The organism is Sinorhizobium fredii USDA 257 (assembly GCF_000265205.3).
In the GTDB taxonomy this organism is placed as follows: Bacteria; Pseudomonadota; Alphaproteobacteria; order Rhizobiales; family Rhizobiaceae; genus Sinorhizobium; species Sinorhizobium fredii_B.
In genome coordinates this window covers 4,657,854-4,674,523 of the sequence record NC_018000.1, presented here as the reverse complement: position 1 = coordinate 4,674,523, position 16,670 = coordinate 4,657,854, and the positions used below count along the sequence as shown (strand labels likewise).

Here is a 16,670-nt window from a genome sequence, read left to right as displayed (position 1 = left end):
CGGAGCCGGGAATTCGGAACTTGGCGTATAGTGCGCCGGAAAAGAGGACAGACAGATGGTAAGCCGAGCCGAACGTGGCCCCGTGGCCGACTGGTTCTGGACGATAGACAGGTTCTTCCTGGCGACCTTCATCCTCCTGATGGGCGTCGGCTTCATGCTTTCCTTCGCGGCCAGCCCGCCGGTCGCCGAGCGGCTCGGGCTCGACAGCTTTCACTTCGTCAAGCGTCACGCGGTCTTCCTTCTCCCGTCGCTGGTGGTGATGGTGGGCATATCCTTTCTGTCGCCGCGACAGGTCAGGCGCGCGGCGATCATTCTCCTTGCTGCATCGCTCGGTATGATGGTTCTCGTCCTCTTCATCGGCGAAGAGGTCAAGGGCTCGCTCAGGTGGATTTCGATCGCCGGCATTTCGATTCAGCCGTCCGAGTTCATGAAGCCGGCCTTCGTCGTCGTTTGCGCCTGGCTTTTTGCCGAGCATGCGAAGCAGCCGGAAATCCCCGGCAACCTGCTGTCGATCCTGCTCTTCGGCATCGTCGGCGCGTTGCTTGTCGCCCAGCCGGACCTTGGCCAGACGATCCTCACTGCGGCGGTCTGGGGCGGCATGTTCTTCATGGCCGGCATGCCCTGGCTCTGGATCATCGTGCTGGCCGGGGCGGCCGCGGGCGGCTTCTTCGTCGCCTATACGATGCTGCCGCACGTCGCCGGCCGTATCGACCGGTTCATGACCGGTGAGGGCGATACGTTCCAGGTGGATACGGCGCGCGACGCGATCATCCGCGGCGACTGGTTCGGCCGGGGCCCGGGCGAGGGCATCGTCAAGCGCATCATCCCCGACAGCCACACTGACTTCGTCTTCTCGGTGGCGGCGGAGGAGTTCGGCATCGTCTTCTGCATGGTCATCGTGGTGATCTTCGCCTTCCTGGTCATGCGCGGGCTCAACCATGCTTTCCGCGAACGCAACGATTTCAACCGCTTTGCAGTCGCCGGCCTGGTGCTGCAGATTGGCATCCAGTCGATGATCAATATCGGCGTAAACCTGGAACTGCTTCCGGCCAAGGGCATGACCCTGCCGCTGATCTCCTATGGCGGCTCGTCGATGGTGGCGATCTGCGTGACCGCCGGATTCGTCCTGGCGCTCACCCGTCATCGGCCGGAGAAACGCGCGGTCGAGCGCAGCCTCTTTCGATCCGGCGTCGGCGTGCCGGCGGAGTAAGACATGGACAAGGGCATCATTTTTCTCGCCGCCGGGGGGACCGGCGGGCACCTCTTTCCCGCGGAGGCGCTTGCGCATGAACTGAAGGCGGCGGGCTATGCCGTGCATCTCGTGACCGATAGCCGTGCCGAGCGCTATGCCGGAAAATTCCCGGCCGAGGAGGTGCATGTCGTGCCTTCCGCCACGATCAGCTTGAAGAATCCGATCAAGTTGGCGCAATCGGCCTGGAAGCTCTGGACGGGTTTACGCGCCGCGCGGCGCCTGATTGCCCGCCACAAGCCCAAGGCGGTCGTGGGGTTCGGCGGCTATCCGACGGTGCCTCCGCTGTTGGCCGCGACCGGCATGAGTGTTCCGTCGCTCATTCACGAACAGAATGCCGTCATGGGGCGTGCCAACAAGTTGCTCGCGTCGCGGGTACAGGCGATTGCCGGTGGCTTTCTTCCCGAAGGGGTCGGAGAGTTCGCGGCGAAGACGGTGACGACCGGAAACCCGGTCCGCCCCGCCGTATTGGAGGCGGCCAGCGTCGCCTACGCGGCGCCGGACGGCGGGCCGTTCCATCTCGTCGTCTTCGGCGGCAGCCAGGGGGCACAATTCTTCTCGAAGGCGGTGCCGCAGGCGATCTGCCGGCTCGACGACGCTCAGCGCCGGCGGCTCAAGGTGACGCAGCAGGCGCGGCCGGAAGACCGGGAGGGTGTCGCCGCCGCCTACGACAAGCTCGGAATTCCGGCCGAGGTGTCACCCTTCTTCACCGACATGGCCGCCCGCATCGCATCGGCGCAACTGGTGGTCTGCCGTTCCGGCGCCTCGACCGTTTCCGAGGTGTCGGTGATCGGCCGTCCGGCCATTCTCGTTCCCTATCCTTACGCGCTCGACCACGATCAGGCAGCGAATGCCGCGGCGCTTGCCGCCAAGGGCGGAGCGCGGGTCATCGCCCAGGAGGAGCTCAGCGCCGAACGGCTGGCCGGCATCCTCTCCGACGCCATGAACACCCCTGGGGCGCTGGCGCAGATGGCGGCGAACGCCCGCGAAACCGGGAAACCGGATGCCGCGCGCTTGCTTGCATCCCTGGTAGAGGCTATTGCCAGCGGCTCGACAGTCGCCAAATTCAAGGAAGCACGCACATGAAAATGCCGAAGACGATCGGGCTCGTACATTTCATCGGGATCGGCGGCATCGGCATGAGCGGCATCGCCGAGGTGCTGCACAATCTCGGCCATCGGGTGCAGGGCTCGGACCAGTCGGACAGCGCCAATGTGCAGCGCCTGCGCGAAAAGGGCATCAAGATCTCCGTCGGTCACAAGGCGGAAAACCTCGGCGACGCCGAGGTGGTGGTCGTCTCGACGGCGATCAAGAAGGACAATCCCGAATTGATTGCGGCGCGCGAGAAGTTCCTGCCGGTGGTGCGCCGTGCCGAGATGCTGGCCGAACTGATGCGCTTCCGCAATGCCATTGCCATCGGCGGCACGCACGGCAAGACGACGACCACCTCGATGGTGGCCGCGCTGCTCGACGCGGGCGGTCTCGATCCGACGGTCATCAATGGCGGCATCATCAATGCCTACGGCACGAATGCGCGCATGGGCGCCGGCGAGTGGATGGTCGTCGAGGCGGACGAATCCGACGGCACCTTCCTGAAGCTCCCGGCCGATATCGCCGTCGTCACAAATATCGACCCGGAGCACCTCGACCACTACGGCAATTTCGACGCCGTGCGTGCTGCCTTCCGGCAATTCGTCGAGAACGTGCCCTTCTACGGATTCGGCGTTCTCTGCCTGGATCATCCGGAAGTCCAGTCCATGGTCGGCAAGATCGAGGACCGCAAGGTCGTGACCTATGGCGAGAATCCGCAGGCGGACGTGCGCTATCACAATATCCGAATGGACGGCGCAACCTCTGTCTTCGATGTCGAGATCCGCCGCCGGCGCACCGGCCAGGTGATCCAGCTTAAGGACCTGCGCCTGCCGATGCCCGGCCGGCACAATGTCTCGAACGCCACGGCCGCCGTCGCCGTCGCTCAGCGCCTCGGCATGGAGCGGGAGGCGATCGCCAGGGGGCTTGCCTCCTTCAGCGGCGTGAAGCGGCGCTTCACGCTCACCGGCGAATGGAACGGGGCACGCATCTTCGACGACTACGGCCATCATCCGGTCGAGATCAAGGCGGTCCTGAGAGCGGCGCGCGAGGCCTGCCAGGGGCGCATCGTCGCCGTTCACCAGCCGCACCGCTATTCGCGCCTGTCGAGCCTGTTCGAGGATTTTTCCGCCTGCTTCAACGATGCCGATACTATTCTGATCGCGCCGGTCTATGCGGCAGGCGAGGACGCGATCGACGGCGTCAATTCCGAAGCGCTTGTCAACAGTATCAAGGCTGCCGGCCATCGCGACGCCCGCTACCTCGCCGGTCAGGACGCACTCGCGCCGGCCGTCTCGAAGATTGCGCAGCCGGGTGACTTTGTGGTTCTCTTGGGGGCTGGCAGCATCACCTATTGGGCCGCGGCGCTTCCCAAGGAACTCGCGGATATTTCAGGAAGTTGAAGCATGAAGCAGGTTAACGGTCAGAAACTCCTGGACGCGCTCGGAAGCGGCGTCAGTGCAATTCGCGGTCGTATCACGCCCGATGCCCCGATGGACCGCGTCACCTGGTTTCGTGCGGGCGGGCTTGCCGAGCTGATGTTCCAGCCGCACGACACGGATGATCTCGTCGCTTTCCTGAAGCTGGTGCCGGAAGAGGTGCCGGTCATGGTGATCGGCGTCGGATCGAACCTGCTGGTGCGCGACGGCGGTATTCCGGGGGTCGTCATTCGCCTCTCCGCCAAGGGCTTCGGCGATCTGGAGATCGTCGGGGAGAACCGCATCATGGCGGGGGCGATCTGCCCGGACAAGAACATCGCGGCGATGGCGCTCGACCATGGCATCGGCGGCTTCTACTTCTACTACGGCATTCCTGGCTCGATCGGCGGCGCGCTGAGGATGAATGCCGGCGCCAATGGCGGCGAGACCCGGGAACGCGTCGTCGAGGTCCACGCGGTCGACCGCAAGGGCAAGAAGCATGTGTTGAGCAATGCCGACATGGGCTATGCCTATCGGCACACCGCCGCCGCCAAGGATCTGATCTTCACGCATGCGATCTTCGAAGGTTTTCCGGAGGACACGGCGAAGATCCGCAGCGACATGGATGCGGTGCGCCAGCATCGTGAGACCGTGCAGCCGATCCGCGAGAAGACCGGCGGTTCGACCTTCAAGAATCCGAAAGACCATTCGGCCTGGAAGCTGGTCGACGAGGCCGGCGGCCGCGGCTTGATGATCGGCGGAGCCCAGATGTCGCCGCTCCACTGCAACTTCATGATCAATACAGGCCAGGCGAGCGGCTACGAGCTCGAATATCTCGGCGAGACGGTGCGCGCCCGCGTGCTGGAGCATTCCGGCATCAAGCTGGAGTGGGAGATCAAGCGCATCGGCAATTTCATGCCGGGCTACGAGATCAAGGAATTCCTCGGCCGCGCCGCGGGCTGAGGCGAGAAGGAAGAGTGAAAAAGGCCGCGACGGGAAACCGCCGCGGCCTTTTCATTCTTGTAGCTGAGCCCCATCAGTTAGCGCAGCTTCGCAAATGAAACCTGCAACTCTGCGCATTTTACGTGTCGCCATAGAAAGCGCCGATTCAGTCGTGAAGCCCTTGATGTTGGTTGATTCTCCTGAGGCGGAAGACAGTGCTCCCGCAAGAAGAATTAACCAAAGTAAACGATTCATTAACCATAATGTCGTTGTAGTGGCCTGACGCGGAGATCTCGCGACTCGGGCTGTCGGAAACAGCCAGGCGCAAGCAAGCTTTGCGATAGTGGCGTACTGTTTGGGGGTCTGAATGAGCGGCAGGCATCTTGCTGTCCTGATGGGCGGATTTTCCTCGGAGAGGCCGGTGAGCCTGTCTTCCGGGGCGGCTTGTGCGGATGCCCTGGAGGCCGAGGGTTACCGGGTTTCGCGCGTCGATGTCGGGCGTGACGTTGCCGCCGTGCTCGCCGATTTGCGTCCGGATGTCGTCTTCAATGCCCTGCATGGGCCCTTCGGCGAGGACGGGACAATCCAGGGCATCCTGGAATATCTCGAGATTCCCTATACCCACTCCGGCGTCCTTGCCTCGGCGCTAGCGATGGACAAGGCGCAGGCGAAACATGTCGCCAAGGCCGCCGGCATTCCCGTTGCCGACGCTTTGATTATGGACCGCCGCGAGTTCGGGAACGTCCATCCTATGCGGCCGCCTTATGTGGTGAAGCCGGTGCGGGAAGGGTCGAGCTTCGGCGTCGTCATCGTCAAGGAAGACCAGTCGCATCCGCCCCAGGTCATCACATCCAGCGAATGGCGCTACGGCGACCGCGTGATGGTCGAGCGCTACATTGCCGGCCGCGAACTCACCTGCGGCGTCATGGGCGACGTGGCACTCGGCGTCACCGAAATCATTCCGCAGGGGCATGCCTTTTACGACTATGATTCCAAATATGTAAAAGGTGGTTCAACACACGTCATTCCGGCGCGGATTTCACCAAATATTTACCAAAAAATACAATCCTTAGCGGTGAAGGCGCATCAGGCGATCGGTTGCCGCGGCGTCAGCCGATCGGACTTCCGTTTCGATGATCGTGGCGATGGCGAGGGCGAGTTGATCTGGCTGGAGATCAATACGCAACCCGGCATGACCCCGACCTCCCTGGTGCCAGAAATGGCGCAACATGCGGGCCTTCAGTTTGGTGAGTTTCTAAGGTGGATGGTGGAGGACGCATCGTGCTTGCGTTGAGGGGCAGAAGGGGCAGAAGGGTTCGTCCTGCGCTCGGCGTTGCGGCCGAGGGTGACGATGCGCTCGTATTGCCGCGCCCGCTGCGCAAGGGCGTCCGTTTTCTGGTCAGCCTTGGCGCCGGCCGCGTCCGCTTTCCTGCTCATACCGGCACGGTCTCTGCCGTCGCCTTTCTCCTGGCGACCGGGCTCTACGGCATGTCGCTCGGCGGTCACACGCAGAACTTCGCGCAGGTTTCGACGACGGCCGCCGGCTTTGCCATCGAAGACGTCCGGGTCTCCGGCAACGAGCAGACCTCCGAGATCGACATTCTCCAGCAGCTCGGTCTTGACGGAACGACCTCGCTTGTGGCCCTCGATATCGCCGAGGCGCGTCGGCTGATCAGTGAATTGCCGTGGGTGGAGAGCGTGACCGTACGCAAGATCTACCCGGCTACCATCGAGGTGAATCTCAAAGAGCGCCAGGCCTTCGGCATATGGCAGCACGGGTCGGATCTGTCGCTCATCGAGCGTAGCGGCAGCGTGATTGCCCCTCTTCGCGACAACAAGTTCGCCGAACTGCCGCTCTTCGTCGGCCGCGATGCCGAAACCGCTGCCGCTGCTTTCTATGACGAGTTTTCTCGCTGGCCCGAGTTCCGTGCGCGCGTCAAGGCATTCGTGCGTGTCGCCAGCCGGCGCTGGGATCTGCGTCTCGACAACGGCATCGTCGTGAAGCTTCCGGAGAAGGACGTCGCCCAGGCGATGCGGGTTCTCGCGGAGATGGAAGAGGGTCATCAGCTTCTCGAGCGCGATATCGCTGCCGTCGATCTGAGGCTCGAGGACCGCACGACCGTACAACTCACACCGGAAGCGGTTGCGCGCCGGGAAGTGGCATTGAAGGCGAGGGAGAAGATGCTGAAGGCGCAGGAGAAGCGGATATGAGTCTGTTCGGTTCCGCCAGTTTCGGCCTTCCGCGCCTGAAGCCGCTGTCCTCGAAGCGGTCGCATGTCGTTTCGGTGCTCGACATCGGCTCGACCAAGGTCGTCTGCATGATCGGCCGGCTGACGCCGCGCGCCGAGAGCCAGATACTGCCCGGCCGCACCCACAATATCGAGATCATCGGCATCGGCCACCAGAAGTCGCGCGGCGTGAAGAACGGCGTGATCGCCGATCTGGATGCCGCCGAAAGCGTCGTCCGGCTCGCTGTCGACGCGGCGGAGCGGATGGCGGGGCTGACGATCGACAGCCTCATCGTCAATGTCTCCGCCGGCCGCCTGCAGAGCGACGTCTATACGGCGACGATCGACCTCGGCGGCCAGGAAGTTGACGCGAACGATCTGAAGAAGGTGCTTGCCGCCGCGGGCCAGCAGTCGCTCAGAACCGATCGGGCCGTCCTCCATTCGCTGCCGACCGGCTTTTCGCTCGACGGAGAGCGCGGTATCCGCGACCCGCTGGCGATGTTCGGCGACGCGCTCGGGGTCGACATGCATGTCCTGACGGTCGAACGGGCGGCCCTGAAGAATCTCGAGCTTTGCGTCAATCGCGCCCATCTCTCGGTCGAAGGCATTGTCGCCACGCCCTATGCCAGCGGTCTTGCCGCCCTCGTCGACGACGAGGTGGAGCTCGGCTGCGCGGCGATCGACATGGGTGGCGGCACGACGACCATCTCGGTCTTCGCCGAAGGCAAGCTCGTCCATGCGGATGCCGTCAGCCTTGGCGGCCATCATGTGACGACCGACCTGGCGCGCGGACTTTCGACCCGAATCGAGGATGCGGAGCGACTGAAGGTCGTGCATGGATCGGCGCTTCCGAACAGCGCCGACGAGCGCGACATCGTCTCTGTTCCGCCGATCGGCGAGGACGACCGCGACCAGCCGACCCATGTGCCGCGCGCGCTTGTCTCGCGCATCGTCCGCGCCCGGATCGAGGAAACGATGGAGCTCATCCGAGACCGCATCCAGCGGTCCGGTTTCAGTCCGATCGTCGGAAAGCGGATCGTGCTGACCGGCGGTGCCAGCCAGTTGACCGGCCTTCCGGAAGCCGCGCGTCGAATCCTCGCGCGCAACGTTCGCATCGGTCGCCCGCTCGGCGTTTCCGGCCTGCCGGCCGCCGCCAAGGGTCCGGCATTCTCCACGGCCGTCGGGCTGATGATCTATCCGCAGGTCGCCGATCTCGAGACGCATGCCACCCAGGGCGGCGTGTTCTCAGCCCTCGGCGGCGGCAACAGCCGTATCGCCCGGATGGGCCAGTGGTTGAAAGAGAGTTTCTGAGTTTCGCCGGCGCAAGTCAGGCGCCGGGCAAGACAGGTATTTGAGTTTGAAGGGTTTGGCCGGCTCGGCAAGGCGGCCAGAAAAAGAGAAGGAACGGTACTATGGCCATCAACCTGCAAAAGCCGGACATTACCGAGCTGAAGCCCCGTATCACGGTCTTTGGCGTCGGCGGCGGCGGCGGCAACGCCGTCAACAACATGATCACCGCGGGCCTCCAGGGCGTCGATTTCGTCGTCGCCAACACGGATGCGCAGGCGCTCACCATGACCAAGGCCGAACGAATCATCCAGATGGGTGTTGCCGTCACCGAGGGTCTCGGCGCCGGCTCGCAGCCTGAAGTCGGCCGTGCGGCCGCCGAAGAATGCATCGATGAGATCATCGATCATCTGCAGGGTACGCATATGTGCTTCGTCACCGCCGGCATGGGCGGCGGCACCGGCACGGGCGCGGCGCCGATCGTCGCCCAGGCCGCCCGCAACAAGGGCATCCTGACCGTCGGCGTCGTCACCAAGCCCTTCCAATTCGAAGGCGGGCGTCGCATGCGCATCGCCGACCAGGGCATCGCCGACCTGCAGAAGTCGGTCGATACGCTGATCGTCATCCCGAACCAGAACCTGTTCCGGATCGCCAACGACAAGACGACCTTCGCGGACGCCTTCGCCATGGCCGACCAGGTTCTCTATTCGGGCGTTGCCTGCATCACCGACCTCATGGTCAAAGAAGGCCTCATCAATCTCGACTTCGCCGACGTCCGCTCGGTGATGCGCGAAATGGGCCGCGCCATGATGGGCACGGGCGAAGCCTCTGGCGAAGGCCGCGCCATGGCCGCCGCAGAAGCCGCGATCGCCAATCCGTTGCTCGACGAAACCTCGATGAAGGGCGCTCAAGGCCTGCTCATCTCGATCACCGGCGGCCGCGACCTCACCCTCTTCGAGGTGGACGAGGCAGCCACGCGCATCCGCGAGGAAGTGGATCCGGACGCCAACATCATACTCGGCGCGACCTTCGACGAAGACCTCGAAGGCCTGATCCGCGTATCCGTGGTGGCAACCGGCATCGATCGTGGAGCTGCGGAGGTCTCCGGCCGCTCTGCCGACTTTCGTCCGGTAGCGCCGAAGCCGATCGTCCGTCCGTCTGCAGCCGTTCAGGCCCAGCCGCAGCAGCAGATCGTCGCTCAACAGCCGGCGCCGCAGCCGCAACCGGTGCAGCAGCCGGTTCAACAGAACACGGTCGACCACATCGCGCTGGCGATCCGCGAAGCGGAAATGGAGCGGGAGCTCGATATCGCTACGCGCGCCCAGGTCGCCGTACCGGCTCCTCAGGTCCAGGAAGAGACCTTTCGCCCGCAGAGCAAACTCTTTGCCGGCGCCGCTCCGGTGGAAGCCGCTCCCGTAGCACGCGCGCCGCAGCCGATGCCGCGGCCCGTCGAAACTCCGATGCAGGCTCAGGTTCAGCCGCAGGTCCAACCGCAGCCGGTTCGCCAGGAGCCTGCTCCGGTCGTTCGCCAGCAGGCCGAGCCGGTGCGCATGCCGAAAGTCGAGGACTTTCCGCCCGTCGTGAAGGCCGAGATCGACCATCGCGCACAGCCAGCGGCGGCGCTTCAGGAAGAGCGTGGTCCGATGGGCCTTCTCAACCGGATCACCAGCTCGCTTGGGCTGCGTGAGCGGGAAAGCCAGAACGTCTCCTCCGACATGACGTCGGCGGCACCGAGCGCCGCTTCCCAGCAGCGCCGCCCGCTGTCTCCGGAGGCGAGCCTCTACGCTCCGCGCCGCGGCCAGCTCGACGATCATGGCCGCGCGGCGGCGCAGATACGCTCGAATGAGGACGATCAGCTCGAGATCCCGGCGTTCCTGCGCCGTCAATCGAACTGATTCGCAGTCCGTTCCTTCACCTTGCCGATGCCCGGGCGACAGCCCGGGCATTTTCACTTTGTCGTTTTGTCTCAATAGGTTGAACATTCCATTGTGCGCATATGAATTGCGTAACAAAGCGAAACGAACAGTGATTTGGAATGGTGCCTCCGAACTCTTATTTTCAGCAGCGGAAAGGGGACGCATGCGATTCCATCGGACGCTGTTAGTTCGAAGAACTTGGCTTCGGCCGACAGCTGCCGGGCCACGATTGATTGGTCTGCGCTGATATCGCGGCGTCCCGAAAGAGTTTGGCTTCGGCCCTAGTTGATTGAAAGTGACGAAGAGAATGGGAATCGAACTGCTCGGGTTTCAGACGACGATCGCAAGCCCGATAACCCTCAAGGGAATTGGCGTCCACTCCGGCGTCGAGGTGGAGATCACCTTCCATCCGGCCGAGGCGGATGCTGGCATCGTGTTTCAGCGGGTGCTTCCCGGCGGGCGGGTGAGCGAGTTCAGAGCCGTCTCGTCGCAGGTCGGCAATACCGACCTGTGCACCGTCCTCGGACTTTCGCCTGCGACATCGATCGCAACGATTGAGCACGTCATGGCGGCGGTCTATGCGCTTGGCCTCGACAACCTGCTGATCGAAGTCAGTGGCGCGGAAATGCCGATCATGGATGGCAGTTCCGAGCCTTTCATCGACGCCATCGAGCAGGCGGGGATCCGGGCGCTCGCGGTCAAGCGCCGGTACATCCGCATCCTCAAGCCGGTTCGCATCGAATCCGGTGCTTCCTGGTCTGAATTCACGCCCTATGACGGCATGCGCTTCGAAGTCGAGATCGATTTCGATTGCCCGCTGATCGGCCGTCAGGCCTGGAAGGGCGACATGACGCCGGCGGTCTTCAAGCGGGAACTGTCGCGGGCGCGGACCTTCGGCTTCATGCGTGACGTCGAGCGGCTGTGGGCTGCCGGCTTCGCACTTGGCTCTTCGCTCGAAAACTCCGTGGTGATCTCGGACGACAACACGGTCGTCAATGTCGAAGGTCTTCGCTACACGGACGAGTTCGTTCGCCACAAGACGCTCGACGCCGTGGGCGACCTTTCCTTGGCGGGCGCGCCGTTCCTCGGCTGCTATCGTTCCTATCGGGGTGGCCACAGGATGAACGCCAATGCTCTCAAGGCACTCTTGAGCGACCCGACCGCCTACGAGGTGGTGGAAACTGCGTCGCAGCGCCAGCGCACACGCTCGCGCGAGTTGGTGGCGGTCGCGGCTCCGGGCTTTGCGCCCTGGTCTGCCTGAGAAAAAAAGCACACTACCTCTCCAGTCGCCGGCCGAAAGGCCGGCTTTTTCGTGGCCGGTCTCAGCGAAGCGCGGCGGAACTCGGTGGAAAAGAGTGCATACGCCTCGGAAACCCACCCGAAGCGCCACAAATTTGCATGAATTGCCGATCATGACGTTGCGGTCTTGAGGCAACTTGCTCTAAAACGCGCAAGTCTGGCGGATGCCAACCGCTACTGCACGTCTCCTTAAATCGACCTCGATCTAAGGACAAAGACATGCAGCAATCTAAAGTGCTACAGCGACCTTTGCGCGTCTGATAAGACGCGCAACGCTGTAGGTGAAACGGGAATATCCGATGGTCCTTGCAGTTTCTGTTGACATGAGAAAATCAGTGCGCGTCGTCGCGGTCGTCCTTGCGGCTATCGCCGGCAGCAGCCTGATCACCGCCTGCCAGAACGACCCGGATATCGATATCACCAAGCTCACCGCGGAAACCGATCCGCCGGAAGTGCTGTATAACCAGGGCCTCGCCAACCTGAACGCCGGCAAGACGACGGAAGCGGGGCGCAAATTCGACGCCATCGACAAACAGCATCCGTTCTCCGAATACGCCCGCAAGGCGCTGGTGATGAACGCCTTCGTCGCCTACCGCAACGGCCAGTATCAGGACGCCATCAACTCGACCAGCCGTTATCTGAACCTCTATCCTCAGTCGGAAGACGCGGCCTATGCACAATATATCCAGGGCCTCGCCTACACGAAGCAGATTCCGGCAGTGACGCAGGACCAGAAGCCGGCCCAGAAGGCGATCGACGCGATGCAGGTGGTCGTCGACAAGTATCCGGACTCCGAATATGTCGACGACGCGCAGGCCAAGATCCGCTTCGCCCGCGACCAGCTCGCCGGCAAGGAGATGCAGGTCGGCCGCTACTACCTCGAGCGCAAGGAATATCTTGCCGCCATCTCGCGTTTCCGCGTCGTCGTCGAGCAGTATCCAAACACCAACCAGGTCGAGGAAGCGCTGGCGCGTCTCGTCGAGGGCTATTTCGCCATGGGCGTGACGGCAGAAGCCCAGACGGCGGCAGCGGTTCTCGGGCACAACTACCCGGACAGCCAGTGGTACGCCGATTCCTATAAGCTGCTGCAGTCGGGCGGTCTTGAACCGCGCGAAAGCGGCACGTCCTGGATCGCGCGGGCGGGCAAGAAACTCATCGGCGCCTGACTGTCTCAGCGCTGCCAAGGAAGATATGACACCGGATGCTCGCCCAGCTCTCGATCCGCGATATCGTCCTGATCGAACGGCTTGACCTCAGCTTCGACGCGGGGCTCTCGGTGCTGACCGGCGAAACCGGCGCGGGCAAATCCATTCTTCTCGACAGCCTGTCGCTGGCGCTTGGCGGCCGCGGTGACGGTTCGCTCGTGCGCCATGGCGAGGAGAGGGGGCAGGTGACTGCCGTCTTCGACGTCCCGCCCGGTCATGCGGCGCGGCTTCTGCTGCGCGAAAACGGCATCGACGATGACGGCGACCTGATCTTCCGCCGGGTGCAGTCGGCGGACGGCCGCACCAAGGCCTTCGTCAACGACCAGCCGGTGAGCGTGCAATTGATGCGCCAGGCCGGACAGGTGCTCGTCGAAATTCATGGCCAGCACGATGATCGGGCGCTTGTCGACATCGACGCGCACCGCGCGCTGCTTGATGCCTTCGGCGGGACCACCGAGGCGGCGCAAGAGGTCGGGACGCTTTATCGCGCCTGGCGAGACGCCGAGCGGGGGCTGAGGAAGCACCGCGAGCGCGTCGAGGCGGCAGCACGGGAGGCGGACTATCTGCGCTCCTCCGTCGAGGAACTGGAGGCGCTGGCGCCAAGGGATGGCGAGGAGGAGGAACTCGCCGAAAGCCGGGCACGCATGATGAAGGTCGAGCGTATCGCCGGCGACATCAGCGAAGCATCCGAATTCCTGAACGGCAACGCTTCGCCGGTGCCGCTGATCGCCTCCCTGGTGCGGCGCCTCGAACGCAAGAGCCACGAGGCGCCGGGCTTGCTGGAAGAGACCGTCGAGCTTCTGGACGGGGCGCTGAACCAGCTCTCCGACGCGCAGATGGCGGTGGAACGGGCGCTGCGCGACACGGAATTCGACCCGAAGGAACTGGAGCGCGTCGAGGAGCGGCTTTTCGCGCTGCGCGCCGCCAGCCGCAAATATTCGGTGCCCGTCACCGAACTGCCGGCGCTTGCCGTTAGGATGATCGCGGAGCTTGCGGATCTCGACGCCGGCGAGGAGAAACTGAAACAGCTCGAAGTGCAAGTGGCCGCCGCCAAAGCGGCCTTCGACGCGGCGGCACGCGCTGTTTCGGAAAAGCGCCACAACACGGCGACCGCGCTCTCGGCCGCCGTCATGGAAGAGCTGCCAGCATTGAAGCTCGAGCGCGCCCGTTTCATGGTCGAGGTCGCCAGCGATTCCAACTCGCCGTCGGCGGAGGGCATCGATGTCGTCGAGTTCCATGTTCAGACCAATCCCGGCACGCGGCCGGGGCCGATCATGAAGGTCGCTTCGGGCGGCGAGCTTTCGCGTTTCCTCCTGGCGCTGAAGGTGGCGCTCGCCGATCGCGGTTCGGCGCCGACGCTTGTTTTTGATGAAATCGACACCGGCGTCGGCGGCGCCGTTGCCGATGCCATCGGCCAGCGGCTGAAGCGGCTTTCGAAGACCGTTCAGGTGCTTTCCGTCACCCACGCACCCCAGGTTGCCGCGCGCGCCGCGACACATCTGCTGATCTCGAAGGGGCCGTCGGCGCAAAGGGCCGAAATGATCGCCACCCGCGTCGCCCGCATGGACGACGAGGCGCGCACCGAGGAAATCGCCCGCATGCTCGCCGGCGCCTCGATCACCGAGGAGGCGAGGGCGGCGGCAGCGCGGTTGCTGGCGGGCAACGGCTGACCGCAACCACCTTTCTTTCGCGCAGGTTTACTCTACGGCGCCGCGCGTCTTTCAGGCGCGCAAAGCTCGCCGTAGCACTTTGAATTGCTGGATGATTTTCTCCTCAAATTGATTCCGATTTGAGGAATCATGCAGTAAAAACGACTCGCAGATCCGGAGTCGCCATCCATGCTGAATGAGAAGAAGCCCGTCGAGCAACTGACCGAAGTCGAAGCAGCGGAGGAACTCACCTTCCTTGCGGCGGAACTTGCGCGCCACGATGCGCTGTATCACGGGCAGGATGCGCCGGAAATTTCGGACGCGGACTACGATGCGCTGAAGCGCCGCAATGACGCGATCGAGGCACACTTTCCGGCGCTGATTCGCGATGACAGCCCTTCGAGGAAGATCGGTGCGGCCCCGTCGCTGACCTTCAAGCCCGTCGTCCACGCCCGGGCGATGCTGTCGCTCGACAACACCTTTTCCGATGAGGACGCCCGCGATTTCGTCGCCGGCATTTACCGCTTCCTGGGCAAGCTGCCGGACCATTCCATTGCCTTTACGGCCGAGCCGAAGATCGATGGGCTTTCCATGTCGCTGCGCTACGAGAACCGGCGGCTGGTGACGGCGGCAACGCGCGGCGACGGTACGACGGGCGAGAACGTCACCGCCAATATCCGCACGATCCGGATGATCCCGCAGACATTGCCGGCCGATGCGCCCGATGTCGTCGAGGTCCGCGGCGAGATCTATATGGCGAAATCCGATTTTGCTGCGCTCAATGCGGAGATGGCGGCGCAGGCCAGGCCGCTCTATGTCAATCCGCGCAACACTGCGTCCGGGTCGCTGCGGCAGCTCGATGCCAAGGTGACGGCGAGCCGCAAGCTGCGCTTTTTCGCCTATGCCTGGGGGGAGATGTCGGCCATGCCGGCCGATACGCAGTTCGGCATGGTCGAGACGTTCAAAGCCTGGGGCTTCCCGGTCAATCCGCTGATGCAGCGAATATCCTCGGCCGACGAACTGCTCGAGCACTATCACCACATCGAGCGCGAGCGGCCGGATCTCGACTACGATATTGACGGCGTCGTCTACAAGGTCGACCGGCTCGATCTGCAGGCGCGCCTCGGTTTCCGCTCACGGAGCCCACGCTGGGCGACGGCGCACAAGTTCCCGGCCGAACAGGCCTTCACGCGGCTCAGGGGCATCGACATCCAGGTCGGCCGCACCGGTGCGTTGACTCCGGTTGCGCGGCTGGAGCCGATCACAGTGGGGGGAGTCGTCGTCACCAATGCGACGCTTCACAATGAGGACTATATCCGTGGCGTCGGCAACAGCGGCGAGCCGATCCGTGAGCGGCGCGATATCCGCATCGGCGACATGGTCATCGTCCAGCGGGCAGGGGACGTCATCCCGCAGATCGTCGACGTGGTGATGGACGAGCGGCCGGAGGCGGCGGAGCCCTACAGGTTCCCGACCACATGCCCGGTCTGCGGCAGCCATGCGGTGCGCGACATCAACGAGAAGACCGGAAAGGTGGACGCGGTGCGCCGCTGCACCGGCGGCTTCGTCTGCCGGGCCCAGGCCGTCGAGCACCTGAAGCATTTCGTCTCGCGCCACGCCTTCGACATCGAGGGGCTTGGATCGAAGCAGATCGAATTCTTCTTCGAAAGCGAGGATTCGGCGCTGTCGATCCGCACCGCGCCCGACATCTTCACGCTGGAGCGCCGGCAGGAGGCGTCGCTGGCCAAGCTCGAAAACATCGAGGGTTTCGGCAAGGTCAGCGTCAGGAAACTCTATGAGGCGATCAATGCCCGCCGCTCGATCGCGCTCCACCGCTTCATCTACGCGCTCGGCATTCGCCATGTCGGCGAGACGACGGCCAAACTGCTCGCGCGTTCCTATGGCAGCTATGAACATTTCGGCGCGGCGATGGTCGAGGCGGGGAGCCTCGTCGGCGACGCCTGGAACGAGCTCAATAGCATCGAGGGGATCGGCGAGGTCGTCGCCCGCGCCATCGTCGAATTCTACAAGGAGCCGCGCAATCTCAAGGTCGTCTCCGACCTGCTCGAAGAGGTGACGCCGGAAAGTGCCGAAACGCGAGTCACAACGGACAGCCCCGTCGCCGGCAAGACGGTGGTCTTCACCGGCTCGCTCGAAAAGATGACGCGCGACGAGGCCAAGGCGAAGGCGGAAAGCCTCGGCGCCAAGGTGGCGGGCTCGGTCTCGAAGAAGACCGATATCGTGGTGGCCGGCCCCGGCGCCGGCTCGAAGCTCGATAAGGCCCGCGAACTCGGCATCCAGACCATGGACGAGGACGAGTGGCTGGCGCTGATTGGTGGTTAACTCCGGGCTTTCAATTAGGTGTGGCAGCGCTCCATGGCGCAGACG

At 63.7% G+C, this 16,670-nt stretch carries 12 protein-coding genes; all 12 read left to right on the top strand.

Going from position 1 to position 16,670, the window contains the following annotated elements; genetic code table 11:
• Window positions 1-55 precede the first annotated feature (55 nt).
• The 12 genes from ftsW to ligA all read left to right on the top strand — a co-directional run bounded on the left by ftsW (window position 56) and on the right by ligA (window position 16,625).
• The gene (ftsW, locus tag USDA257_RS21910; RefSeq protein ID WP_014765165.1) at window positions 56-1,210 is read left to right on the top strand and encodes a putative lipid II flippase FtsW; all 1,155 of its coding nucleotides are present in this window, start codon (window positions 56-58) and stop codon (window positions 1,208-1,210) included.
• A gap of 3 nt (window positions 1,211-1,213) precedes the next feature.
• Window positions 1,214-2,335 (top strand): undecaprenyldiphospho-muramoylpentapeptide beta-N-acetylglucosaminyltransferase, encoded by a 1,122-nt coding sequence (murG, locus tag USDA257_RS21905; protein ID WP_014765164.1) that lies wholly within the window; start codon window positions 1,214-1,216, stop codon window positions 2,333-2,335.
• Entirely contained in the window at window positions 2,332-3,741 is a 1,410-nt protein-coding gene (gene murC / locus USDA257_RS21900; RefSeq protein WP_014765163.1) for a UDP-N-acetylmuramate--L-alanine ligase, read from the top strand. Before murG ends, murC begins: the two co-directional genes overlap by 4 nt.
• 3 nt (window positions 3,742-3,744) lie before the next feature.
• Complete coding sequence (gene murB / locus USDA257_RS21895; RefSeq protein ID WP_014765162.1) at window positions 3,745-4,719, top strand: UDP-N-acetylmuramate dehydrogenase; 975 nt, start codon at window positions 3,745-3,747, stop codon at window positions 4,717-4,719.
• 346 nt (window positions 4,720-5,065) lie between these two features.
• A complete protein-coding gene (locus USDA257_RS21890) occupies window positions 5,066-5,992 on the top strand; it encodes a D-alanine--D-alanine ligase (RefSeq protein WP_014765161.1) in 927 nt (308 codons plus the stop codon).
• Window positions 5,980-6,909, top strand: a complete 930-nt coding sequence (gene ftsQ / locus USDA257_RS21885) for a cell division protein FtsQ (RefSeq protein ID WP_014765160.1) — start codon at window positions 5,980-5,982, stop codon at window positions 6,907-6,909. Before USDA257_RS21890 ends, ftsQ begins: the two co-directional genes overlap by 13 nt.
• Entirely contained in the window at window positions 6,906-8,237 is a 1,332-nt protein-coding gene (gene ftsA / locus USDA257_RS21880; protein ID WP_014765159.1) for a cell division protein FtsA, read from the top strand. Before ftsQ ends, ftsA begins: the two co-directional genes overlap by 4 nt.
• 101 nt (window positions 8,238-8,338) lie before the next feature.
• Complete coding sequence (gene ftsZ / locus USDA257_RS21875; RefSeq protein WP_014765158.1) at window positions 8,339-10,108, top strand: cell division protein FtsZ; 1,770 nt, start codon at window positions 8,339-8,341, stop codon at window positions 10,106-10,108.
• A gap of 328 nt (window positions 10,109-10,436) precedes the next feature.
• Window positions 10,437-11,390, top strand: coding sequence for a UDP-3-O-acyl-N-acetylglucosamine deacetylase (lpxC, locus tag USDA257_RS21870; protein WP_014765157.1), 954 nt, complete (start codon window positions 10,437-10,439; stop codon window positions 11,388-11,390).
• Window positions 11,391-11,727: 337 nt separating this feature from the next.
• On the top strand, window positions 11,728-12,594 hold the full coding sequence (locus USDA257_RS21865) for an outer membrane protein assembly factor BamD (protein WP_014765156.1): 867 nt from the start codon (window positions 11,728-11,730) through the stop codon (window positions 12,592-12,594).
• A 35-nt stretch (window positions 12,595-12,629) separates the two neighbouring features.
• Window positions 12,630-14,303, top strand: a complete 1,674-nt coding sequence (gene recN, locus USDA257_RS21860) for a DNA repair protein RecN (RefSeq protein WP_014765155.1) — start codon at window positions 12,630-12,632, stop codon at window positions 14,301-14,303.
• A 168-nt stretch (window positions 14,304-14,471) separates the two neighbouring features.
• Complete coding sequence (gene ligA, locus USDA257_RS21855; RefSeq protein ID WP_014765154.1) at window positions 14,472-16,625, top strand: NAD-dependent DNA ligase LigA; 2,154 nt, start codon at window positions 14,472-14,474, stop codon at window positions 16,623-16,625.
• The last annotated feature ends 45 nt before the right edge of the window (window positions 16,626-16,670 follow it).

Bases quoted from the DNA above. Each gene is read 5' to 3' on its own strand.
- ftsW (WP_014765165.1), top strand. From the start codon at position 56: ATGGTAAGCCGAGCCGAACGTGGCCCCGTGGCCGACTGGTTCTGGACG.
- murG (WP_014765164.1), top strand. From the start codon at position 1,214: ATGGACAAGGGCATCATTTTTCTCGCCGCCGGGGGGACCGGCGGGCAC.
- murC (WP_014765163.1), top strand. From the start codon at position 2,332: ATGAAAATGCCGAAGACGATCGGGCTCGTACATTTCATCGGGATCGGC.
- murB (WP_014765162.1), top strand. From the start codon at position 3,745: ATGAAGCAGGTTAACGGTCAGAAACTCCTGGACGCGCTCGGAAGCGGC.
- USDA257_RS21890 (WP_014765161.1), top strand. From the start codon at position 5,066: ATGAGCGGCAGGCATCTTGCTGTCCTGATGGGCGGATTTTCCTCGGAG.
- ftsA (WP_014765159.1), top strand. From the start codon at position 6,906: ATGAGTCTGTTCGGTTCCGCCAGTTTCGGCCTTCCGCGCCTGAAGCCG.
- ftsZ (WP_014765158.1), top strand. From the start codon at position 8,339: ATGGCCATCAACCTGCAAAAGCCGGACATTACCGAGCTGAAGCCCCGT.
- lpxC (WP_014765157.1), top strand. From the start codon at position 10,437: ATGGGAATCGAACTGCTCGGGTTTCAGACGACGATCGCAAGCCCGATA.
- USDA257_RS21865 (WP_014765156.1), top strand. From the start codon at position 11,728: ATGGTCCTTGCAGTTTCTGTTGACATGAGAAAATCAGTGCGCGTCGTC.
- recN (WP_014765155.1), top strand. From the start codon at position 12,630: ATGCTCGCCCAGCTCTCGATCCGCGATATCGTCCTGATCGAACGGCTT.
- ligA (WP_014765154.1), top strand. From the start codon at position 14,472: ATGCTGAATGAGAAGAAGCCCGTCGAGCAACTGACCGAAGTCGAAGCA.